This window comes from Nitrosococcus watsonii C-113, assembly GCF_000143085.1.
Taxonomy (GTDB): domain Bacteria; phylum Pseudomonadota; class Gammaproteobacteria; order Nitrosococcales; family Nitrosococcaceae; genus Nitrosococcus; species Nitrosococcus watsonii.
The window spans coordinates 894254-914990 of sequence record NC_014315.1 but is presented as its reverse complement, the minus strand read 5'-3'; the positions used below and the strand labels follow the sequence as shown (position 1 = coordinate 914990).

Genomic DNA, 20737 nt, shown 5'->3' with positions numbered 1-20737 from the left:
AAACTCTTCTTTTTTTTAGGCTCTGCTGCAAAAAAGCGTTGGCCAGAATTAAGTATATGATATGTTGTATGGTCAAAAAGAAAATTAATCAGATACGCTACACCGGCAAGCGAAATACCTAAACAACATTGTTGAGTCTGATCACGAAAAACAGGGTACTGTGTACATTCGTGCGGAAATAGGCGCTAAGGGGCGATAGTCAGGTAACGTCAGGTTTTTCTTCTGGATTTCTATGTAGGGCTCCAGGTCCCCCAGGCCGATCTGCTACCCAACCGGAATTTAACCGGGAAGCTCACGCCTCACCAGAGGCGCAAGCGGTGAAGCGTGAGGCCCGGCGTAAGGTGCTTATTGAAGAATTCCGTCAATCCCAACAGGAGCAGTCGCAAGGCCGAAGCAAAAATAGAGGCCATGACCGAGAACGCTAGCAAGAGGATTGATTGAGTTGACTCTTAATCCAGGTATAAAGTTGTCCGCTTACGGCCAGCAACTCCTAACCCAACGAGACCCAAGAAAAACAAGGCAAAAGTTCCGGGCTCGGGGATAGAGACACTTCCGCCATTACCAGATGACCCGCCATTGTTACCAACAAGACTTATAGTGAATGGATCAGTGTTACCAAAAGCCAAGCCCGTAGCCCCACCTTGCTGGAACCTCACGGACACCAGGCCGCCTGAAAACTTAGGTGGGTGAAGACCGCCTGGGAAGCCAGGTGGGTTAGCTGGTGGAAGGCTGAGTGAAAGCAAGTGGTGGGGATCGGAAAAAAACATATCTTTATCACCAATAGAGTCCAGTGTAAGAATTATCTCAAACGGTGAAGAGTTACCATCTATGCTACCGGAAAAGTAATTGTTTGGTCTGAATTGATTACCAGTAGTTACCCACGTTAAAAAAGTTTGTCCTATTTTCCCTGCAGAAGTGGACAATGGTATCTGCTCAGTTATGAGCCCTATCGAATCATGTGATCGCGGCGCATCTGAACGATCAAAGCTAACAGATCCGCGGGAAGTTGTAAGATTGGCAGAAATTAGACCGCTATGACCGTCGCGAGGGTTCCCAATTTCTTGAAAGATGCCGGCATTGGAGTTGGGCTCCGATATCTCCGCCAGCCCCGTGTCGAAGATAAAAGACCCACTAAAGGTTTCACCAGGAAGAAAATCAATGCTTCCCCCGCTATCCTCTGCGTTCCCTGAAAAGCTTACTTCAATTAACGCTGCTAATGTCCCTGAAGAGTAACCCTGAAATAGACAGATTACTAATTTTCTCCGTATTAATTTTTTATCATAATTAGGTAGCAATAATTGATATGCAAATATTGTGCCGTAAAATTAATCGCTATAATTTCAGGAATTTATTAGTTTGATAAAAGTTTTTTCTTCTATAAAAGGCTGTATTTGTAAAAGCAATTGACATTAACCTGGTAGATTATTTTGTTTCGGGTACTATCCAAGATGGAGCTTTTAGGGCACTGTTGTAAAAAACTTGAGTTTAGAAAATCCAGGCTGCTTCGGTTTCCAGATACCTGTAGAAGGTAGCCTTCAAGAGCGCATATGTTCTCATCAACTCTTTGATGAGAACATCGTTATTTTTCTTTATTTCGCAACTGGGCCACTTATGCCGTGTATCTTGATCCAGGCGGCGCCCTGCCTGGCTGGTAAATGTGGGTACTCGCCGGCTTCTGCTAGCGCTTATAATCGCGATCCGAAAAAAATTACAACATTCTTTCTAGTTTAAAGCGAAGCGCCCACAGCCCCATGGAAGCATTGGATAAACTAAAAATTCATCGCACCCCCCAAAAGAAATCTTCTCCAGCTACTAAAGTCCGCCACAAAGGGTGGCTTCTTTTTATCGCTTTACTCGCCGGGATTGCAGTCATTTATTTAGCTTTTCCTGGCGTCTTTAACTCAAGGACCGAGGTGGCCATAGGAACCGTATCGCTTAGCTATCCGGCCCAGGAATATACCCTCTTCAACGCCACCGGTTATGTGGTCCCCCAAACTAAGGCTGATATTGCCTCCAAAGCCACGGGCCGGTTAGAAGTCCTAGAAGTAGAAGAAGGGAATCATGTAAAAAAAGGCGATATTATTGCCCGTCTGGAAAACCAGGATGTTCTGGCAAGCAAGGAGCAGGCACAAGCCAATGTCGCCGTGGCCCGTGCTGGGCTCCTAGAGGCCCAGGCTGAGCTTAAGGATGCCACGCTTGCCTTGAAACGGGCCAAGGCCCTGGTTGATAAAAAGTTTATCAACCGCGAGACTTACGACACCGCCGTAGCTCGTCATGATAAAGCCAGCGCTGCAGTCCAAAGCGCCAAAGCGAATATTCTAGCGGCCCAGGCGCGCTATCAAGAAGCCAAGGTAGCAGTGGAATATACTCTTATTCGCGCACCTTTTGATGGCGTTATCCTGGAGAAATATGCCGATCTCGGGGATGTGGTGGCGCCCTTCTCCTCCACCATCGAATCCAAAGGAGCCGTAGCCTCCATGGCGGATATGCGCACCCTGCAGGTGGAAGCCGACGTCTCAGAATCCAACTTAATGCAGGTCAAAGTTAATCAACCCTGCGAAATCCAACTTGACGCCCTGCCAGGGGAACGTTTCCGGGGTCGGGTTCACATGATTGTCCCGACCGTGGACCGCACCAAGGCCACCATTTTGGTCAAGGTCAGCTTTGTCGATCTGGATGATCGTATTCTGCCGGATATGAGCGCTCGGGTCGCCTTTCTCTCCAAGCCCTTATCCCCCCGAGAGCAAAAACCCTATATCGTGGTACCAAGCTCCGCCATTATCAGAGAGGAAGGACAAGCCTACGCTTTCCGCGTTAACGACAACGAGATTGCTCATAAAATTCCGGTCACGCTGGAAAAACAACTGGATAAGAAGCGGGTGATTGTCGCCCAGGGACTCCAACAGGGCGATAAGGTCGTTCTTAATCCATCGGCTGATCTGCCGGAAGGCGCCCAGGTGGCGCCCAAGGGAGATAGCTAAAGCCATGAACGCTATGGTCGAAATCCGCCATCTCAGCAAATCCTACTGGCGGGGTAATCAGAGAGTTCCGGTCCTCGATAATATCAACCTGACAATTGCGGAAGGGGAATTTATTGCCCTCATGGGGCCGTCCGGTTCGGGGAAAAGCACCCTGCTGAATTTAGTGGCGGGTATCGACACGCCTGATGGCGGCAGCCTGACGATCAATGGCATCGATATTACCACCCTGTCCGAGGGGGCACTTGCCCAATGGCGGGCCGAGCATGTGGGTTTTATTTTTCAGTTCTATAATTTGATGCCGGTCCTTACCGCTTTTGAAAACGTGGAACTGCCGCTACTATTGACTGCATTATCCCGCAAGGAGCGGCGGGAACATGCGGAATTGGTACTCGCCATCGTGGGCCTTCGCGATCGGATGGACCATTACCCCTCCCAACTCTCCGGTGGACAGCAGCAACGGGTCGCCATTGCCCGGGCGGTGGTCACTGACCCCACCCTGATCGTCGCCGACGAGCCCACGGGGGACCTAGATCGGGAGTCGGCCCAGGAGATTTTAAACCTCTTGCAACAACTCAATCGGGAGCTCCATAAAACCGTGGTGATGGTCACCCACGATGAACTGGCCGCCAAGCGCGCCCATGTCATCCGGCACTTGGACAAAGGGGTGCTGGACGATCACAACCTCTTCCCTTCCTAGTCTGCCGTCTTGGAAACCACGCTGGAAAAATGCGCTACTTATTACTTTTAATCATCAGAAACGCATTCCGCCAAAAACTCCGCACCGTCCTGACCATGGTGGGGATTATCGTTGCGACGGTGGCCTTTGGCTTGCTGCGCACAGCGGTCGAGGCTTGGTACGCGGGCGCGGACGCAGCTTCGGCCACCCGCCTGATTACCCGCAACGCTATCTCTCTGGTTTTCCCCTTACCCCTGAGCTACCAAAACAAGATTCAGCAAATCAAGGGAGTGGCTGCTACCAGCTACTCCAGTTGGTTTGGGGGCGTTTATATCAGCGAAAAGAATTTTTTTCCCCAATTCGCCATCGAACCCCGCAGCTATCTTAAGCTTTATCCTGAATATCTCCTCTCGCCCCAAGAGGAAAGGGATTTTTTTCGCGATCGCCAAGGCGCTATCGCAGGTAAAAAACTGGCGCAAAAATACGGCTGGAAAGTCGGCGATATTATCCCCATCCGAGGGACGATCTATCCCGGCGACTGGAATTTTATTCTGCGGGGGATTTACAAAGGAACTAGCGAGAGAATTGATGAAACCCTCTTCCTTTTTCACTGGGAATATTTAAATGAAAGACTAAAACAAACCGGCGCCGAGCGGGCTAATCACGTGGGCGCCTATGTAGTCGGTATTGAACAGGCCAGCCAGGCCGCCCAAATTTCTCAGGCTATTGATGGTCTTTTTGCCAACTCCCTGGCGGAAACCCTCACGGAAACCGAAAAAGCCTTTCAGCTTGGTTTTGTCGCCATGACCGAAGTGATTGTGACCATTATAGAGGTGGTTTCCTTCGTGATTCTCATCATTATTTTGGCGGTCATGGCTAATACCATGGCGATGAGCGCCCGGGAACGCAAGCGGGAGTACGCCACACTCAAGGCACTCGGATTTCCTGGCAGTTTTATTGCCCTATTAATTACCGGGGAATCGGTGGTGATTGCCCTAGTGGGAGGTCTCTTCGGGCTGTTGCTGCTTTATCCCGCGGCGGATAGCTTCGCCAGCAAAATGGGTACTTTTTTTCCCGTCTTCCGAGTGACCCCAGAAACCGCCTGGCTGGCCATGGGCATTGCCCTCGTGGTGGGTCTTGCCGCCGCCGCCATTCCCGCCTGGAGGGGTGCCACCATATCGGCCACGGCAGGCTTTCGGCAAATCGGTTAGTATGCACCTGCCCTCTTCCTACATCCTACGCAATCTTTGGACCCGCAAGCTCACCACGCTGCTGACGGCCCTGGGCATGGCCCTGGTGGTTTTTGTCTTCGCCACGGTGCTGATGCTGTCCAAAGGGTTAGAACAAACCCTGGTAGCAACCGGGAGTCCGGATAACGTCATCGTCATTCGTCATTCGGCGGAAACCGAGATACAGAGTATCATCGACCGGGAACAGGCAGCTATTATCGCCAGTCTCCCGGATACCGCCTATAGCCTGGCGGGAATACCCCTGCTCTCCAAGGAATTGGTGGTGCTGATGGTGCTCCCCAAAAAAGATCAAGGCAAACCTTCCAACGTGACGGTCCGGGGTATCTCCGCTACCGGCTTAACGCTTCGCCCCCAAGTGCGGTTAACCCAAGGGAGAATGTTCCACCCTGGGGCTAGGGAAATCATTGTCGGCAATAAGATCGCGCAAAACTTCGCTAACGCCAGCATCGGGAAAAAGCTTCGTCTTGGGTTGGGTGAATGGACTATCACCGGTATTTTCGATGCCGGCAAAACCGGCTTTAGCTCGGAAGTCTGGGGCGATGTGGAGCAGCTTATGCAGGCTTTCAGGCGTAATGATTATTCTTCCATCATCTTCAAGCTTGCCGCTACCGCCACCTTTGCGCAAGCCAAAAAGCAGATAGAAAATGATCAGCGGCTCACCGTGGAGGCCAAGCGGGAAAGCCGTTTCTACGCCGAGCAATCAGAAATGATGTCCCGGTTTCTCAAAATCCTGGGACTGAGCTTGAGCGCGATTTTTTCCATCGGGGCGATGATTGGCGCCATGATTACCATGTATGCCTCAGTGGCGAACCGCACTGCCGAGATTGGCACCCTGCGGGCCATCGGCTTCCCCCGAAGCAGTATCCTGCAAGCTTTTCTTTGGGAAGCCCTCGCCCTTAGCCTTCTGGGCGGCATTGTCGGTCTTGCCATCGCTTCCTTTATGCAATTGTTGACTGTTTCCACCATGAATTGGCAAACTTTTTCCGAACTGGCTTTTACGTTCACCCTGACCCCCACGATTGCCTGGCAGGCCCTGTTGTTTTCACTCCTCATGGGCCTGGTGGGGGGGTTCCTGCCCGCTATTCGCGCCGCGCGGATGAATATTGTCGATGCCTTGCGGGCAGCCTAGTTTTATCTATTATCAAATATTTGGAGTTTCGTCATGGCTGATGTCAGTTTTGTCCATTCAAAATCTTATCCCTCTGGCCAATTCGCGCTTCACAGGGTGCCCTTAGCTGGTCACGACTTAACACGCAAGACTAAGCGTAGGGTATCACCCTCCACGCGCATTACTTCCCCTCCTACCGGGTAAGTTGCGCTTGTGGTAACGGAAAAATCATAGCGCCCATTCATGGCAAAACGCAAGCAACCTCGCGCTCGATGCGCCGCTTCGTTTCGCACGCTCGTTGGAGGATCATTCAACATCCATGTTTAATTCCAAAGCGCCTGGTCCATTCTTTTCTCTGAAGGGAGAGGAAAGTAAAAGTTCTCTTCTTAAACTTTAGCGCCTATGCTTCAGCTTGGCTAGCTTGATCAAAAACTTATAAATCATGGCTATTGAGTGAGAGTCAAAAATAGGATTGAAATATGCCAATCATAGAAAAAGACCCCTGGCGCGTTCAATATTTCGAGAATATCGCCTGCCCCAAAGACGTGCTCATTCCCACGGACGATGAATTAGCATGGCGGCTTTATCCCCAATACCGCTGGATTTATAACAAGATGCTAATTTGCGAAAACCAGGGCTTGGACTACGCGCCCCACGACATCCTGCCGCCCAACTTTCCGGTATTTAGCAAGCCCATCTACAACCTCCGTGGCATGGGAAGCGGCAGCAAAATCATCGAGTCCGCCGAACAATACGAGCGCGAACAGGCGCCAGGACACATGTGGATGCCCCTCTTGGAGGGGGAGCATGTCAGCACCGACGTGACGGTAGTCAACGGGGAGCCTCAATGGTGGCGCCATACCATTGGCAAAGCGCTTGAAGGCGGCCTCTTTGATTATTGGTCTATTCTTGCCGAGCCCCGTCCGGCCATTGAGGATTATTGCGGCAATTGGCTGCGCCAGCACTTAAAAGACTATACGGGAGCCGTCAACCTGGAAACCATCGGCGGCAAGATCATCGAGGCGCACCTGCGCTTCGCCGACCAATGGCCTGATCTGTATGGCCCCGGCTGGCTGGACGCCATTGTTGAACTCTATGCCCACCGTCGCTGGCGCTACCGGGACGATCAACGCCGTACCGGCTATAGCGTGGTTTTGTTTGGCGCCCATGGCTTGCTCTATCCGGATCTTAAGCGCGAAACCATGGATGAAATCCTGGCCCAGCCTGGGATTTCCAGCATGCAGATGACTTTCCTCCCGGACAAAGCGCCCGAAACCCACGCCATGCCCCCCGGCGGCTTTCGCTTGGCAATAGTCAACTGCTGGGACTTGGAAGCCGGCCTTGCCGCCCGGGAGCGGTTAGCGTTAGCCTTCTGGTCAACCCAGGAAATCCGCGCCGATAAGATAAACGTCGAACAATTATGAAAGTCATCAGCTCATTCCCCCACCGGGTGCGCGAGATCGAAAACTGCTGGATTCCCATGTCCGATGGCTGCCGCTTGGCGGCCCGAATCTGGCTGCCCGAGGATGCCGTTCAATCCCCCGTGCCGGCTATTTTTGAGTATATCCCCTATCGCAAGCGAGATTTCACCCGCCCCCGCGATGAACCCATGCACCGCTACTTTGCTGGCCACGGTTACGCCGCGGTACGGGTAGATGTTCGCGGCTCCGGGGACTCCGATGGCCTGCTCCTGGACGAATACCTCCAGCAAGAACAAGATGACGCCATGGAGGTTATCCGCTGGATCGCCTCTCAGCCGTGGTGCTCTGGCCCCATCGGGATGATGGGCATCTCCTGGGGGGGGTTCAACTCCCTCCAGGTAGCGGCTATGCAGCCCCCGGCCCTTAAGGCGATCATCACGCTTTGCTCCACCGATGATCGCTATGCCGATGATGCCCACTACATGGGCGGTTGCTTGCTCAACGAAAACCTGACCTGGGGCTCGGTATTATTAACTTTTAATGCTTATCCCCCAGATCCGGAGCTAGTGGGCGAGCGCTGGCGGGAAATGTGGATGGAGCGGCTACACCATGCCGTTCTCTTTCCCGAGGTGTGGCTGCGCCATCCACGGCGCGATAGCTACTGGCAGCATGGCTCAGTGTGCGAAGACTATAGCCGCATCCGCTGCCCCGTATACGCCATTGGCGGCTGGGCCGACGCCTACTCCAATGCCATTCCCCGGCTTCTGGAAGGGTTGTCTGTGCCGCGCAAGGGATTAATCGGACCCTGGACCCATAGTTTTCCCCATGAGAGCGCGCCTGGGCCTGCCATTGGCTTCTTACAGGAAGCGCTACGCTGGTGGGATCACTGGCTCAAGGGAATTGATCGAGGAATCATGGCAGAACCCATGTATCGGGCATGGATGCAGGAAAGCATGCCGCCGCAGCCGTTTTACCAAGAACGCCCCGGCCGTTGGGTGGCGGAACGGTGCTGGCCTTCTCCACGGATTACACCCTTAAGGCTGATACTAAACCCCAACCGCCTGGAGCAGGCGGCCACCGCCGAAACCAAACTGACGTTCCAGTCCCCGCAAACAACGGGCCTGGCGGCTGGCGGCTGGTGCGGCTTTGGCGCGGATGGGGAAATGCCTACTGACCAACGGGAAGACGACGGTAAATCCCTGACCTTCGATTCTGTTCCACTGGATCAGCGCCTGGAAATTCTGGGGGCTCCCGTCGTCACCCTGGAGCTTGCCCTGGATCGGCCTTGCGCGCTCATCGCCGTGCGTTTGAATGACATCGCTCCCAATGGCGCCTCCACCCGCGTGACCTACGGTTTGCTGAATCTCGCCCACCGCGACAGCCATGAATCTCCCCAACCTTTGGAACCAGGCCGGCGCTACACCGTGCGGGTGCAGCTCAATGACATCGCCCATGCCTTCCCTCCAGGCCATACGCTTCGGCTAGCAATCTCCACCAGTTACTGGCCGGTGGCATGGCCTTCTCCAGAGCCCGTTTGCCTGTCCCTATTCACGGGCAATAGCCATCTGGATTTACCCACGCGTCCCTCCGATCCCCAAGACCAATCGCTCCATCCTTTTGAGCAACCAGAAAGCGCGCCCGCGCCCACGCACCTCACCTTGCGGCCGGCAAAATTTCAACGCACTATCGAACGCAATCTTTCCACCAACGAAACCTTATATACTATTTTCAGCGATGGCGGCGACTTCGATGGCGCGGCGGTCGCCCATCTCCACGCCATCGACTTAGACCTTGGCCACACGATTTTAAAACGTTTTCGCATCGACGAAACCAATCCCCTGTCAGCCCATGCCGAAAACGAGCAAAACGCCTTACTCCGCCGGGGTGATTGGGAAATCCGGATTAAGGCTCGAACACGCCTGTCCTCAAGCCGAAACGGCTTTCATCTTCATGCGGACCTGGAGGCTTACGAAGGCGAGACTTTGGTTTTCTCCCGCAGCTGGGAGGAGACGATCCCCCGTGATTTAGTCTAACCTCACTTACTCTATCCCCGCGAGCGGCTCGCTATCTGTCAGCTGCGTGTCCAATCTTTAAGGAGGCTGGCTCCCCTGAAAATATACCTTGCTTCTTAGTGTATCGAGCCTGAGCCGCTTGGAGAATCCACTCTAATAACTCTCCATAACGGTACCCAGCAAATCCCACCATCAAGTTTAACTTGCCATCCCAACACCAGGCAGGATTAGGATTTACTTCCAGCAGTTTAACTTCGCCCTGGGCATCGGCGCGAAAATCGAACCGGGCATAATCCCGGCAGCCCAACCGCTCGAACAGCAGCCTGCAATAACCTACCAGGCGCTGGCGCAGGCCCTCGTCTATAGCGGCTTTACCGTATTTGATATCCGTCCAATAAGGCGAGGCAGGATCAACCTTGGAGGCATAGGCGAGGATGGGGGGCAAGCGGTGCGCCGCTAGCCTGCTATAGTCCACTTTCAAAATAGGCAATATCTTAAAGCCAGAAGATGGATTACCAAGTAAGCCCACGCTATATTCATCGCCAGGCAAAAATTCTTGGATGAGCAGATCGCAGCTGGGAAATTCCATAGCCAGCTTATTGATATAAGCGTGGGCTTGCGGTTCATCATACACCAGGGAATTTTCCGTGATTCCCACACTGCCATCTCCTCGGTTAGGTTTAATTAAGGCAGGGAAATCTTTAAGTATCGCTCCATTAAGGTCATTGCCGTGGACAAAGGTTTCGGCAGGCACGGGAACACCATGGGTTTTCGCCACTGACCGCACCAGGGATTTGTCATAGCATAGTCCAAGACAAGTAGGTCCCGCGCCGCTATAGGGGATTCCCAGCATTTCCAGCAGCGCCGGGATATGGAGTTCTTGCTGAGCTTGGTTTTTATAGCCAGTATCGCAAAAATTGAGGACAAAATTCGGGGGATTAGCGATAAGCTGGGGCAGCAACGCCGAATGGTTATCTAAGTAAGTGAACTGGTAATCACTCAGCTCTCCCAGGGCCTCCTTAGCCCTGTCGATAGCTTCTAAGTCTTCGATACTAAAGCAATTATCGATTTTAGACTCATCCGGTAGGCGCGGATCGCCTAGAATTACCGTGATATGGGAGAAAAGCGGCTCTCTATTGATAGGCATGTCAGTTTCTTAAAATTTAGTTAAAACAATAACAATCGTTAATTACTCCTAAATTAGTCACTCATGGTTAAGCGCGCCCGCGTCATAGGGAATACTGCTCTTATCGGTGTAATATGCGGTAGTCTATTATGGCTTAGGCGGGAAGATATTCCCGCCCACCTCGATGCCCTCGTCCTCGGTATTTCGGGAGGCGCCATTTACGGCGGGCTTTATTGGCGGTATTTATTCTATCGCATCGCTCGTAAAGGGCGGCGCTTTGCACGGAATCGGATTTTTGTCCATTATTTATCTTTATTCGAGCTGTTATTAGCCGCCGCCACGTGGAGTCTTTACCTTTTGCTCGCCCTGGCCCTCTTGTTATTGGCGGCTGTTCTCCTAGATCTTTTCTCCGGCCATGGGTGGAGTATTCTAATCGGCAGTTTCGGCATGGCGGCGACTCTGGCCTTGGGAAGCGGCATTATTCGCTATGAGCAACGACACGGAGCGCTTTATTACCAATACGATAGCCGCTCCTGGCTGGGAGGAGAAGGGCTGCTTTATCAAGAAGGAAGAGCAATCCAACCACTCACGCCCAAGGGCAAGATCATCATCAATGGAGAATTATGGCACGCCGTCGCTCTGAATGGCGACCCTATCGAGGCGGGAAAGAAGGTAGAGGTCATTGCCCGCAAGGGTTTGACGCTTTATGTGGATAGCCTCTCCTAATAGCTTTAAGAATTCCCTATCGCTTTGTGCGCTTAATTTTAAAATAGCTAAAACTAAAGAAAAAGCTTACCCAGGGAGATCAAACTGATGCCTCACGCCATTAATACCGATGAGTTCACCTTTACAGGAAAAAAAGCCGTCAAGCTAAACGAACACGAGACCAAGCACAAGGATATCTACAAAAATAAGGCGGACTACCATAAGTTGATAAAGGCGTTTCAGAAGAAGATCAACAGTCTTCAACGGATGATGTACGCCCACGACCGCTACAGCATGTTGCTGGTCTTTCAAGCGATGGATGCGGCTGGCAAGGACGGAACGATTCGGGCGATTATGTCGGGCGTGAACGCCCACGGCATTGCCGTTCAGGCGTTCAAGGAACCGAGCGCTGAGGAACTGGACCATGACTTTCTCTGGCGCGCGGCTATTCGACTACCCCAGCGCGGCCGCATTGGCATCTTCAACCGCTCCTATTATGAAGAAGTTCTGGTCGTCAAAGTCCATCCGGAAATAGCGCGATCAACTCAAAAGCTGCCCGCTGGTCGAACGGTCGACCTGGAGGCGCTTTGGCAACAACGCTATACCTCCATCCGTGATTTTGAGAAACACCTCTGGCACAACGGCACACGGGTATTAAAATTTTTTCTACATCTGGGGCGAGACAAACAAAGGAAGCGGTTCCTGGCTCGAATCGATAAACCCGACAAAAATTGGAAATTTTCCGAAAGTGATGTCAGGGAACGTAAGTTCTGGGACAATTATCAGCAGGCTTATCAGGACGCCATCAACGCCACCGCCACGAAAGAGGCGCCCTGGTTCGTGGTTCCCGCGGACGACAAAAAAAACATGCGGCTAATCGTCGCCCAAATTATCCTAGAGCAGCTTAAATCGCTGGATATGCGGTACCCCGAGGTCACCCCGGCGCGCCGCGAAGAGCTACAGCAGTTTCGAGAGAAATTACTACAAGATTAAGCGTGGCGATGAAGGGAGCTTGTTCTTTGTAAATTTGACGCGGATAATTTCGCTCATTCATAACCTACGAAGAAATATATGGACCCACGCAAGCTCATACTGGCAGTATCAGAAGCGATGAATGCCACCGTCATCGGTCAACAGGAGGTCGTAGAGCGGCTTCTCATCGCACTGCTCGCGGATGGTCACGTTCTCATGGAAGGGTTTCCTGGCACGGCGAAAACCCGCAGCGTGAAGACTCTTTCCAAACTCATCGACAGCAAGTTTGGCCGGATTCAGTTCACGCCCGATCTATTGCCTTCGGATGTGACGGGTTCGGAGATTTATCGCGAGCAAAACGCGACCTTCGAATTCCAGCCGGGGCCCATCTTCGGCAATCTCATCCTAGCGGATGAAATCAACCGGGCGCCAGCCAAGGTCCAATCTGCCTTGCTGGAAGCCATGGAAGAACGGCAGGTCACCGTGGCGGGGCAAACGCACCAATTACCAAGGTTATTTCTGGTACTGGCGACCCAGAATCCCATCGAGCAGGAAGGGACCTACCCCCTTCCCGAAGCGCAGATGGACCGCTTTCTGCTGTACGTGCGCGTGGACTATCCCGAAGGGGAGAATGAAACGGCGATTCTCCGGCTGGTCCGGGGCGAAAAATCAGGCGAATCCCCAGAGCCGACTCCGCCCCTTCCACAAAACGTGATCTTCGAAGCCAGAAATCAAGTGAATGCTATCCACGTAGCCGAAGCCGCCGAGCGGTATATCGTCGATCTAGTCCTTGCAACGCGCTACCCGCAGCAATACGAAGGCGACCTGCCAAAGTGGATTCGCCTGGGAGCAAGTCCACGCGGGACCCTGGCCTTGGATGCCGCCGCCCGGGCCCATGCTTGGTTGCAGGGACAGGATTTCGTTTCCCCCGACAATATTCGGGCCGTTGCACCGGCCTGCCTTGCGCACCGCGTGCACCTCTCTTACGAAGCCGAGGCGGCCGGCGTCACGCGGACGGAAGTGATCGAAGCGTTGCTTAAGAATGTCGTTCCGGCGTGAGCTACCCCGATGAGCGCCCGCGTTACCATCGCGCTGGAAGACTTGCTTTTGCTAAAGGCCGAGGCGCGCGGTTATTCCCTCCTGCCTCGCCAGCCCGTGGGTTCCTTGCTGGCCGGACGGCACGCCTCCAGGCTTCGCGGGCGCGGGCTTACTTTTGAAGAGCTACGCCACTACCGCCCAGGGGATGACATTCGCTTGATAGACTGGAAGGCGACAGCACGCCTACGTTCACCCCAGGTCCGAGTCTATACTGAAGAGCGTGAGCGACCGGTCTTACTGGTTGTCGACCAACGGCTGCCGATGTTCTTCGGCAGCCGGCGGGCTATGAAGTCAGTTGCGGCGGCGGAACTGGCAGCGCTCGGAGCGTGGCGGGCACTTGGCAGTGGCGATCGCGTCGGTGGCCTGGTGTTCAACGAGAATGAACTTGTTGAGATTTGCCCCCATCGCAGCCAAACCCGCGTGCTGCGGCTGTTTCACGAGATCGTGCGATTGAATCATCACCTTGCCTCGGAAAATCAAGCCAGTGGCAAGATAATGCTCAATCACGCCCTGAAGGGCGCTTTTCGCGTTGCCAAGCATGATCATCTCATCGTGTTGATCAGCGACCTGGACGGCGCGGACGACGAAACACAACGTCTGGCTACGGGGCTTGCGGCCCATAATGATATTTTAGTTATTGCCGTTTATGATCCCTTGGGCATTTCCCTTACCGGATCGCCGGGGATGCTGGCCAGTGATCGCGGCAGGGTGTGGGACGTGCCCGATAGGCCGACATTTGCGAAAGACTTCCAAGAAGCTTTTCAGCGTCGGCTCGATAAATGGAAGGATATTTTCCGCGCTTTACAAGTGCCGGTGCTGCCGATCTCCACGGCCCGGCCGGCCGCGGAACAAGTACGTACGCTCCTTGGAAAACGCCCCCGGTAGATAACCATGAATGATAACGCAACCAGCCTGGACCGCCTACACGATATTGTGGTTCCGCCTCAGGTTGCCTGGTGGCCACCGGCGCCAGGATGGTACGGGGTGCTGGCAATTGTCGCGGGTGTGGTCATAGCGTTGCTCATTTGGCAGTGGCTTCGTTGGCGGGCAAATGCCTATCGACGAACCGCCCTGCGGGAGCTGGACTCGGCCCAAACGGTAGCCGCCATCTCGGAAATTCTTAGGCGGACGGCCTTAGTGATCGCGCCCCGTTCGACCTTGGCTCCACTAACCGGCTCGGATTGGCCGACGTGGCTGGCTGCGAGATCGCCATATCCCATGCCGAAACAAGTCAGTGAACAGCTCGAAGATAGTGCTTACCGCAAACCCCAAGCGACAGCAGATATTCGCGCCCTGCGAGAGTATGCCGCAGGCTGGATTCGTTACCATCGGCTGCCGGAAACAGCCGATAAGTAGTCCCGGATCAGATCACCTTATGTTGGTATTCGAGTATTTGTGGATCTTCCTTCTGTTGCCACTGCCATGGCTACTGCGGACCATCCTGCCAGCGCGGCCAAGCAACCAAGCTGCCGTGCGGGTTCCCTTCGGTAATCGACTGGCAGGCGCAATGAGCCACAAAGGCGATTCTAGTTCGCCGCCGAGTCCAGCGCGGCGCTTGATTTTGCCCAGTCTGTTATGGCTGCTCGTACTCGGCGCATTAGCTCGCCCGCAATGGCTCGAGCCCCCCATCACCCAGGAACTGCCGACCCGTGATCTACTGCTGCTGGTCGATCTCTCCAGCTCCATGAAACAAAAGGATTTCACCAACCAAGCTGGGGTCCAAGTCGACCGTCTCTCGGCGGTGAAAGAAGTTCTCGGCGAATTCCTTCAGCGGCGTGAAGGGGATCGCGTCGGTTTGGTTGTCTTTGGAGATGCGGCTTACCTGCAAGCACCGTTCTCAACTGATCTACAACTGTCACGGCGTCTACTTGATGAGTGTGAAGTGGGCATGGCGGGTCCCCGCACGGCCTTTGGCGACGCCATTGGGCTGGGCGTTAATCTTTTCAGCGAGAGCGAGGCACCTGCCAAAACCATCATTGCGCTCACCGACGGCAACGATACTAAAAGCCAGGTTCCGTCAGTGGAAGCGGCCCGCGTGGCGGCGCGGCGTGAAATTCGTATTCATACGGTTGCGATTGGCGATCCAACCACGGCGGGCGAAGACAAACTAGACCAGCAGGCTCTACGAGAGGTCGCGGCTGAGACGGGGGGTTCTTATTTCTTTGCCGCCGACCGCGCAAGCCTAGCAGGCATCTACGATCAGCTCGATGAGATTGAGACGCGCAAGATAAAAATGGTCAGCCATCGTCCTCGCCGCGATCTTTTCTATTTGCCGCTTGCGATCGCGCTGATTCTATCACTGGCAACCACACTGTATGAGGCGATAGCGCGCCGCAAGATAACCGCCACCCTGAGAAAAAAGCAAGTGATTGGCGTCAATCCGATCACCGGCAAGCTGGAAATAGAAACATGATCGAAGCCTTGTCCAGCTTTCATTTTATCCGCCCCGCCGGGCTTCTTCTGATCCCCCTGGCCGCCACCTTATGGTGGTTCTGGCGGCGACGAGCCGATCCCTTGCGGGGATGGCGCGAGCAGATGGACTCTGATCTGCTGGAGGCATTGACTGTTGGCCAAAGCTCCTCGCGGGATTATGCTTCTTATGGGCTGCTGGGAGCCTGGATTGTCGCCGCGATTGCGATTGCGGGACCGACCTGGAAGCCAGAGCCAAACCCGTTTGCCGCCGATGCTCAGCCACTAATAATCCTGTTAAAAGCCAGCCAAAGCATGCAGTTGCTTCCTCCTTCGCCATCACGGCTGGAGCGGGCCCAACTGAAAATTGCAGATCTCGCCCAAGCGCGGAAAGGCCAGCCGCTAGGCTTGGTGGCCTACGCCGGCTCGGCCCATCTGGTGCTCCCACCCACTCAAGATACCAGCATTGTGGCCCAGATGGCGGCGGAGATCAGCCCGGAAATCATGCCGGTACCGGGAGATCGGTTGGATTTGGCAATCCAAAAGGCGGGCGAGTTGCTGCAGGAAGGGTTGGAGGGCGGATCTCTGCTGGTGATTGCCGACGCGGCGGAAACCGATCCCCAGACGATAGCCGCCGCCAATGGGTTAGTGGGATCACCGCCTGTTCAGCTGCTGGCGCTCACTGGCGCCGACTCGCCGGAGATAAAGACTCTTCGCAATGTCGCCCGATCGCTGAATGCCCCAGTACGGGCGCTAACGGCTGATGACGGGGATATCAACGCCATCGTTAACTTTGCCGAGCGCAACACAGCCGCCACTATCGCCGGGGAAAGCGGTCGCTGGCAGGAAGTCGGCTACTGGCTGACGCCTTTACTCGCCCTGATGGTGGCTTTTTCATTTCGCCGCCAAAAGCTAGCTGCCCGGGGAGAATCATGATCGGAAACCTAAGCGCCCTGCTGGCCCTCTCCTGGATCGGGCTATGGTTCACCCCTGATCAGCAAGGACAAAGGCTTATGCAGCGCGAAGCCTTTACCAAAGCCGCCAAAACATTCGAAGACCCAATGCGGCAGGGAGTCGCCTGGTATCGAGCTGGTGAGTTCAAGCTGGCCACACAAGCCTTCTCCCGAGTCTCATCCGCCGAAGCGTACTACAATCAGGGTAACGCCTGGCTTATGCTCGGCCAATACGATCAGGCGATGAACAGTTACGATAAGGCTCTCGAAATGCGACCCGAGTGGCAAGAAGCCCTAGAGAATCGCGATCTTGCCAAAGCCCGCGCCAAGCGGATTGAAGCCAAGGGAGAAGATTCTGGAGACCAAAAGATAGGTGCTGATAAAATCGTCTTTGATCAGGACAAACCGTCCGGTGGGCAAGAAACGGAAGTCGCCGGCGACAAAGCAATGTCCGACGCCGCAATCCAAGCAGTGTGGCTCCGCCAGGTTCAAACCAAGGCAGCTGATTTTTTACAAGCCAAATTTGCCTACCAGCAAGCACAAAACGGGGCGGAAAAAGAGCAATGAGCTGGCCCTGGTTTTTCATGGATAGGTCCCATTTAGCCATTTTCCTTGCGGCGGTGCTACTCATAGGGCCTGCTACGGCTGATGTTGACCCTGTGACGGTCAGGATACCCAAGGAGGAAGCCTGGGTTGGCCAGCGGGCACCGTTCTTTGTCCAAGTAAAGGCTACAGGCTCCTTTGTCGGCGCGACTAGTTTTTCGATTCCGCAAGTTCCACGGTCCGTGATCGTCAAGATGGGTAATCCCATCGTTTCATCCAAGGACATTGATGGGGAGAGTTGGTTTGTGCAAACCCATGAATTTGCCTTATTCTCCCAGGCAACCGGCGCAGTTGAAATCCCTAGCTTCGAGGTCCGCTTTGCCAATCGCGACGGCTTCACCGGTCCCCCAAAAGACCACATCGGGCAAACTCCCGCCTTAAAATTTGAAATCAAACAGCCACCCGGCCGTGAATATGAAGGGTTTCTGGTGACGGCGGATAAAATCGAAGTAACCGAATCCTGGAATCCCCAACCCGGACCCGCGAAGCAAGGAGACATCTTCCGTCGAACGATTACTCAGAAAGCCGACCAAATGACGGGTATGGCATTGCCACCTCCACCGACGAACGCACCCAAGGGAATTCGCACTTACCTTGGCAAGGCTGAAGTGGCCGACAAATCCGAGCGGGGAAAATTTACCGGGATGCGCCGGGACACGGTAACCTACGTGCTACAGCAACCCGGCATGTTATCGGTACCCGCAATCAAATATGTGTGGTGGAATCCTAAAATAGAACAATACGGCTCGACAACTTTGCCGACCGTGTCCTTTAAAGTAGCTGCCTCGCCAGCGCCCTCCGCTGTCGCTCAATCCTCTCAGCGAAATTATCGCTGGGCTACCTGGTTATTATTGCTGGCTGTGCTCGTTTGCGCCGTCGTCGCTTGGCAACACTGCCGTGTTGACAACTGGTTGCGGGAGATCTGGCGATCACTCAATCCGCCTAAGCGCGTTGCCGCCCGGAAACTACTAAACGCAAGCCGTCGCGACAATGCCGTAGAGGCTGAAGCTGCGTGGCTTACATGGCAAAACACTCAGCCGCTAAAATCTAAACTCTCACCCCGGCTTCATGCCGCGGCCATTGAGCTTCAAGATTATCTCTACGGACCCACAAATCGTGCAGCCTGGCGAGGAAAAGAATTGGCGCAAGCTTTTCGTGAACAGCTTAATAGAAACTCCTCATCACCGTCGTCGCGACCAGCCGATCTTCCCTTACTTAATCCCAAGCCATGAAATCGCCACCCGCAGGCAATAAATAAAACAAATCCGTTTAACAGGCGCGAGATACTTAGCACTTTTTCTGATCTAGATTCTTCCTGTTGAGATTCATCGTCTATACTTTGAGTTCATGCTGGCCCAAACTCGGGATAAGCACAAGGCTAGAGGTACAATCACTATTAATAAGGAGGAGCAATGGAAGATTTATCCACCATGCAATGCGAAGCCTGTCGTCCAGAAGCGCCACGAGTGAGTGAAGCTGAAATTAGAGAACTCCATCCTCAAGTTCCTGACTGGGAGATCATTGAACAAGACGCAGTTCGCCGTCTACGACGAGTTTTTAAATTTGGTAATTTTGCTGAAGCCTTGGACTTTACCAATAAAACCGGCGCCCTTGCGGAAGAAGCTGGACATCATCCCGCTATTTTAACGGAATATGGCCAAGTCACCGTGACTTGGTGGTCCCATAAAATAAAAGGACTGCATAAAAATGATTTCATCATGGCGGCTAAAACAGATCAATTGCTGAAACACTGAACCACTCTGCTTTGGGCAGTAACCGTTCAACCAGTAACTGATGTAATCGAGAATTGAAGATAAATGCCAAAAAACTATCTGCGGGGGGAGCTAAATAATACATAGCCCCCGTTAGCAGATAGAGTAACACTGTTTTTAGGGGAGTTCGGAAACTCCCTAAACTCAGTGCCGTACCAAAAGAGCGTTTTATGCGTACCCCTTTCAGATCGACGCTATACAGCTCATCTAAGATTAAATGAGTCAAAAAACCTAACAATACAAAAGCGCCACAAAGCCAAGCAGTGAGCACCGCCACTTCAAATACTCGCGCCGCAAGCACCACCGTCCCTAAGAAAAAAAACAGCGCCGCGGGAATGGAATGAACAAGCCCCCGGTGAACAGTTAGTTTGGTAAACAATGAAAATACGCCGTAGCGAATGAATACAAAAGAAGCGCCCCATAATAGAACCAATTCGACAAGAGAATAATGAGCGCCAAAGTATAAAACCAAGAAGAAACCCGTTATGATTCCTAGCCCATTAAATGCCCAGCGAATGGGGACGGAACTCTCGGAATCGATGTCAGGCAGGATTCCCCCTATCACACCTAAAATAAAAAAGCCCGCCAACGCCTGGGACGGAAAAGTATGCGTCATCATCAGCATGGTAGTCCCTGTACCGCTTACCGCTGCCGCACCCACTATATGCGTATTAAAGTCTGCCACCGTTTATGGACTCAGCTAGACAAGCGCAGGCAAGCTAATGCTATAGTTACATTCCCCCAAAGGTAGATTTTATCCAATTGCTCTCTAGCCATAGCGAGTCATCATTCAATGAAAAAAGATCCTCTTAATAGTCACCACTCCCCTCAACAGCCCCTTGACTGGGTTGCTTTCCTAGGTATCACGATTGCTTTTCTAAGCGCATTAGCAGCAGTCTCGTCAGGATTGGGACATCGTCTCGGGGCATGGCACTTTACCACCGGCTTTTTAATTCTGCGCTGGGCTACCTTTGGTGCATTAGTCGCTATTGTATTATCATTGTGGGGCGTTTTCCGCACGCGACCACAGCGAAAACGGCGAGGCATCTGGCATGCCTTGCTTGGTCTGGTACTCAGTTTAACCCTGGTGTCAATCCCGCTCTATTGGCTGTTGATGGCGCGGTCGGTACCTCCCATCCACGATATCACGACCGATACCGAAAATCCGCCTGCCTTTTCAGTACTCCTTCCCGTGCGTGCCGAGGCTCCTAACCCCTCCCGCTACGGTGGCCCCAGCATTGCTGCCCAGCAACAAAAAGCCTACCCGGATATTAAACCTCTCCATTTGCCCCTCAGCCCTAAGACCACATTGGATGAAGCATTGGCCATCGCCCGCGGCCTGGGGTGGAAGGTAATAGCGGTCGAATCTCGGGAAACGAAAAAGGACGGCATCCGCCTCGAAGCTACGGATACAACTCTCTGGTTTGGTTTTAGCGATGATATTGTTGTTCGCATCACGCCTTCTGATGACGGTTCTAGAGTGGATATCCGTTCCGTATCACGGGTAGGGCGCAGCGATGTAGGCACCAATGCGCGCCGGATTCGCACCTTTTTAGCAGCGCTAAAAAAGCGCGCGACATGAACACTCACCAATAAATATCAATCAATGATGGGATAAAGAACAAAAATCTATGTCACATAGAGTCCTAAA

General features: G+C 53.4%; 21 protein-coding genes. 17 read left to right on the top strand and 4 right to left on the bottom strand.

Annotation, left to right across the window (positions count from 1 at the left end):
* Positions 1–449: 449 nt before the first annotated feature.
* A complete protein-coding gene (locus NWAT_RS04335; protein WP_013219927.1) occupies positions 450–1295 on the bottom strand; it encodes a PEP-CTERM sorting domain-containing protein in 846 nt (281 codons plus the stop codon).
* A 456-nt stretch (positions 1296–1751) separates the two neighbouring features.
* Between NWAT_RS04335 and NWAT_RS04330 the strand changes: the two genes are divergently transcribed.
* The 4 genes from NWAT_RS04330 to NWAT_RS04315 are packed head-to-tail and all read left to right on the top strand — an operon-like array spanning position 1752 to position 6036.
* Complete coding sequence (locus tag NWAT_RS04330; RefSeq protein ID WP_013219926.1) at positions 1752–2981, top strand: efflux RND transporter periplasmic adaptor subunit; 1230 nt, start codon at positions 1752–1754, stop codon at positions 2979–2981.
* 4 nt (positions 2982–2985) lie between these two features.
* Complete coding sequence (locus tag NWAT_RS04325) at positions 2986–3678, top strand: ABC transporter ATP-binding protein (protein ID WP_013219925.1); 693 nt, start codon at positions 2986–2988, stop codon at positions 3676–3678.
* Between the two features lie 29 nt (positions 3679–3707).
* Positions 3708–4868, top strand: coding sequence for an ABC transporter permease (locus tag NWAT_RS04320; protein ID WP_013219924.1), 1161 nt, complete (start codon positions 3708–3710; stop codon positions 4866–4868).
* A complete protein-coding gene (locus tag NWAT_RS04315; RefSeq protein WP_232420206.1) occupies positions 4825–6036 on the top strand; it encodes an ABC transporter permease in 1212 nt (403 codons plus the stop codon). The genes NWAT_RS04320 and NWAT_RS04315 overlap by 44 nt, the downstream gene beginning before the upstream one ends.
* A gap of 110 nt (positions 6037–6146) precedes the next feature.
* Here NWAT_RS04315 and NWAT_RS16605 read toward each other — a convergent pair whose 3' ends face one another.
* Positions 6147–6332: a hypothetical protein gene (locus NWAT_RS16605; protein WP_041350476.1), complete on the bottom strand. Its 186-nt coding sequence runs from the start codon at positions 6330–6332 to the stop codon at positions 6147–6149.
* Between the two features lie 162 nt (positions 6333–6494).
* On the opposite strand from NWAT_RS16605, the gene NWAT_RS04305 reads away from it, so the two are divergent.
* Complete coding sequence (locus NWAT_RS04305) at positions 6495–7439, top strand: hypothetical protein (protein WP_013219922.1); 945 nt, start codon at positions 6495–6497, stop codon at positions 7437–7439.
* On the top strand, positions 7436–9469 hold the full coding sequence (locus NWAT_RS04300) for a CocE/NonD family hydrolase (RefSeq protein WP_013219921.1): 2034 nt from the start codon (positions 7436–7438) through the stop codon (positions 9467–9469). The genes NWAT_RS04305 and NWAT_RS04300 overlap by 4 nt, the downstream gene beginning before the upstream one ends.
* Before the next feature lie 31 nt (positions 9470–9500).
* On the opposite strand, the gene NWAT_RS04295 is transcribed toward NWAT_RS04300, so the two are convergent.
* Positions 9501–10595 (bottom strand): D-alanine--D-alanine ligase family protein, encoded by a 1095-nt coding sequence (locus NWAT_RS04295; RefSeq protein WP_013219920.1) that lies wholly within the window; start codon positions 10593–10595, stop codon positions 9501–9503.
* Between the two features lie 63 nt (positions 10596–10658).
* Between NWAT_RS04295 and NWAT_RS04290 the strand changes: the two genes are divergently transcribed.
* From NWAT_RS04290 to NWAT_RS04245, 10 genes are all read left to right on the top strand, one after another.
* Positions 10659–11300 carry an NfeD family protein gene (locus NWAT_RS04290; RefSeq protein ID WP_013219919.1) on the top strand — a complete coding sequence of 214 codons (642 nt, stop codon included), beginning with the start codon at positions 10659–10661 and terminating at the stop codon, positions 11298–11300.
* An 87-nt stretch (positions 11301–11387) separates the two neighbouring features.
* Positions 11388–12272, top strand: coding sequence for a polyphosphate kinase 2 family protein (locus NWAT_RS04285; protein WP_013219918.1), 885 nt, complete (start codon positions 11388–11390; stop codon positions 12270–12272).
* Positions 12273–12389: 117 nt separating this feature from the next.
* Positions 12390–13310 carry an AAA family ATPase gene (locus tag NWAT_RS04280; RefSeq protein ID WP_232420205.1) on the top strand — a complete coding sequence of 307 codons (921 nt, stop codon included), beginning with the start codon at positions 12390–12392 and terminating at the stop codon, positions 13308–13310.
* A 9-nt stretch (positions 13311–13319) separates the two neighbouring features.
* The gene (locus tag NWAT_RS04275; protein ID WP_013219916.1) at positions 13320–14234 is read left to right on the top strand and encodes a DUF58 domain-containing protein; all 915 of its coding nucleotides are present in this window, start codon (positions 13320–13322) and stop codon (positions 14232–14234) included.
* Between the two features lie 6 nt (positions 14235–14240).
* Positions 14241–14705, top strand: a complete 465-nt coding sequence (locus tag NWAT_RS04270) for a DUF4381 domain-containing protein (protein ID WP_013219915.1) — start codon at positions 14241–14243, stop codon at positions 14703–14705.
* A 19-nt stretch (positions 14706–14724) separates the two neighbouring features.
* Positions 14725–15762, top strand: coding sequence for a VWA domain-containing protein (locus NWAT_RS04265; protein WP_013219914.1), 1038 nt, complete (start codon positions 14725–14727; stop codon positions 15760–15762).
* Entirely contained in the window at positions 15759–16694 is a 936-nt protein-coding gene (locus NWAT_RS04260; protein WP_041350473.1) for a vWA domain-containing protein, read from the top strand. The genes NWAT_RS04265 and NWAT_RS04260 overlap by 4 nt, the downstream gene beginning before the upstream one ends.
* Positions 16691–17278 (top strand): tetratricopeptide repeat protein, encoded by a 588-nt coding sequence (locus tag NWAT_RS04255; protein WP_041350471.1) that lies wholly within the window; start codon positions 16691–16693, stop codon positions 17276–17278. Before NWAT_RS04260 ends, NWAT_RS04255 begins: the two co-directional genes overlap by 4 nt.
* A complete protein-coding gene (locus tag NWAT_RS04250; protein ID WP_013219913.1) occupies positions 17275–18546 on the top strand; it encodes a BatD family protein in 1272 nt (423 codons plus the stop codon). The genes NWAT_RS04255 and NWAT_RS04250 overlap by 4 nt, the downstream gene beginning before the upstream one ends.
* Before the next feature lie 180 nt (positions 18547–18726).
* On the top strand, positions 18727–19068 hold the full coding sequence (locus tag NWAT_RS04245) for a 4a-hydroxytetrahydrobiopterin dehydratase (RefSeq protein WP_013219912.1): 342 nt from the start codon (positions 18727–18729) through the stop codon (positions 19066–19068).
* Here NWAT_RS04245 and NWAT_RS04240 read toward each other — a convergent pair.
* Positions 19040–19771, bottom strand: a complete 732-nt coding sequence (locus NWAT_RS04240) for a metal-dependent hydrolase (RefSeq protein WP_013219911.1) — start codon at positions 19769–19771, stop codon at positions 19040–19042. The genes NWAT_RS04245 and NWAT_RS04240 overlap by 29 nt on opposite strands.
* A 108-nt stretch (positions 19772–19879) precedes the next feature.
* Here NWAT_RS04240 and NWAT_RS04235 point away from each other — a divergent pair, with 108 nt between their 5' ends.
* Positions 19880–20668: a DUF1499 domain-containing protein gene (locus NWAT_RS04235; protein ID WP_013219910.1), complete on the top strand. Its 789-nt coding sequence runs from the start codon at positions 19880–19882 to the stop codon at positions 20666–20668.
* The last annotated feature ends 69 nt before the right edge of the window (positions 20669–20737 follow it).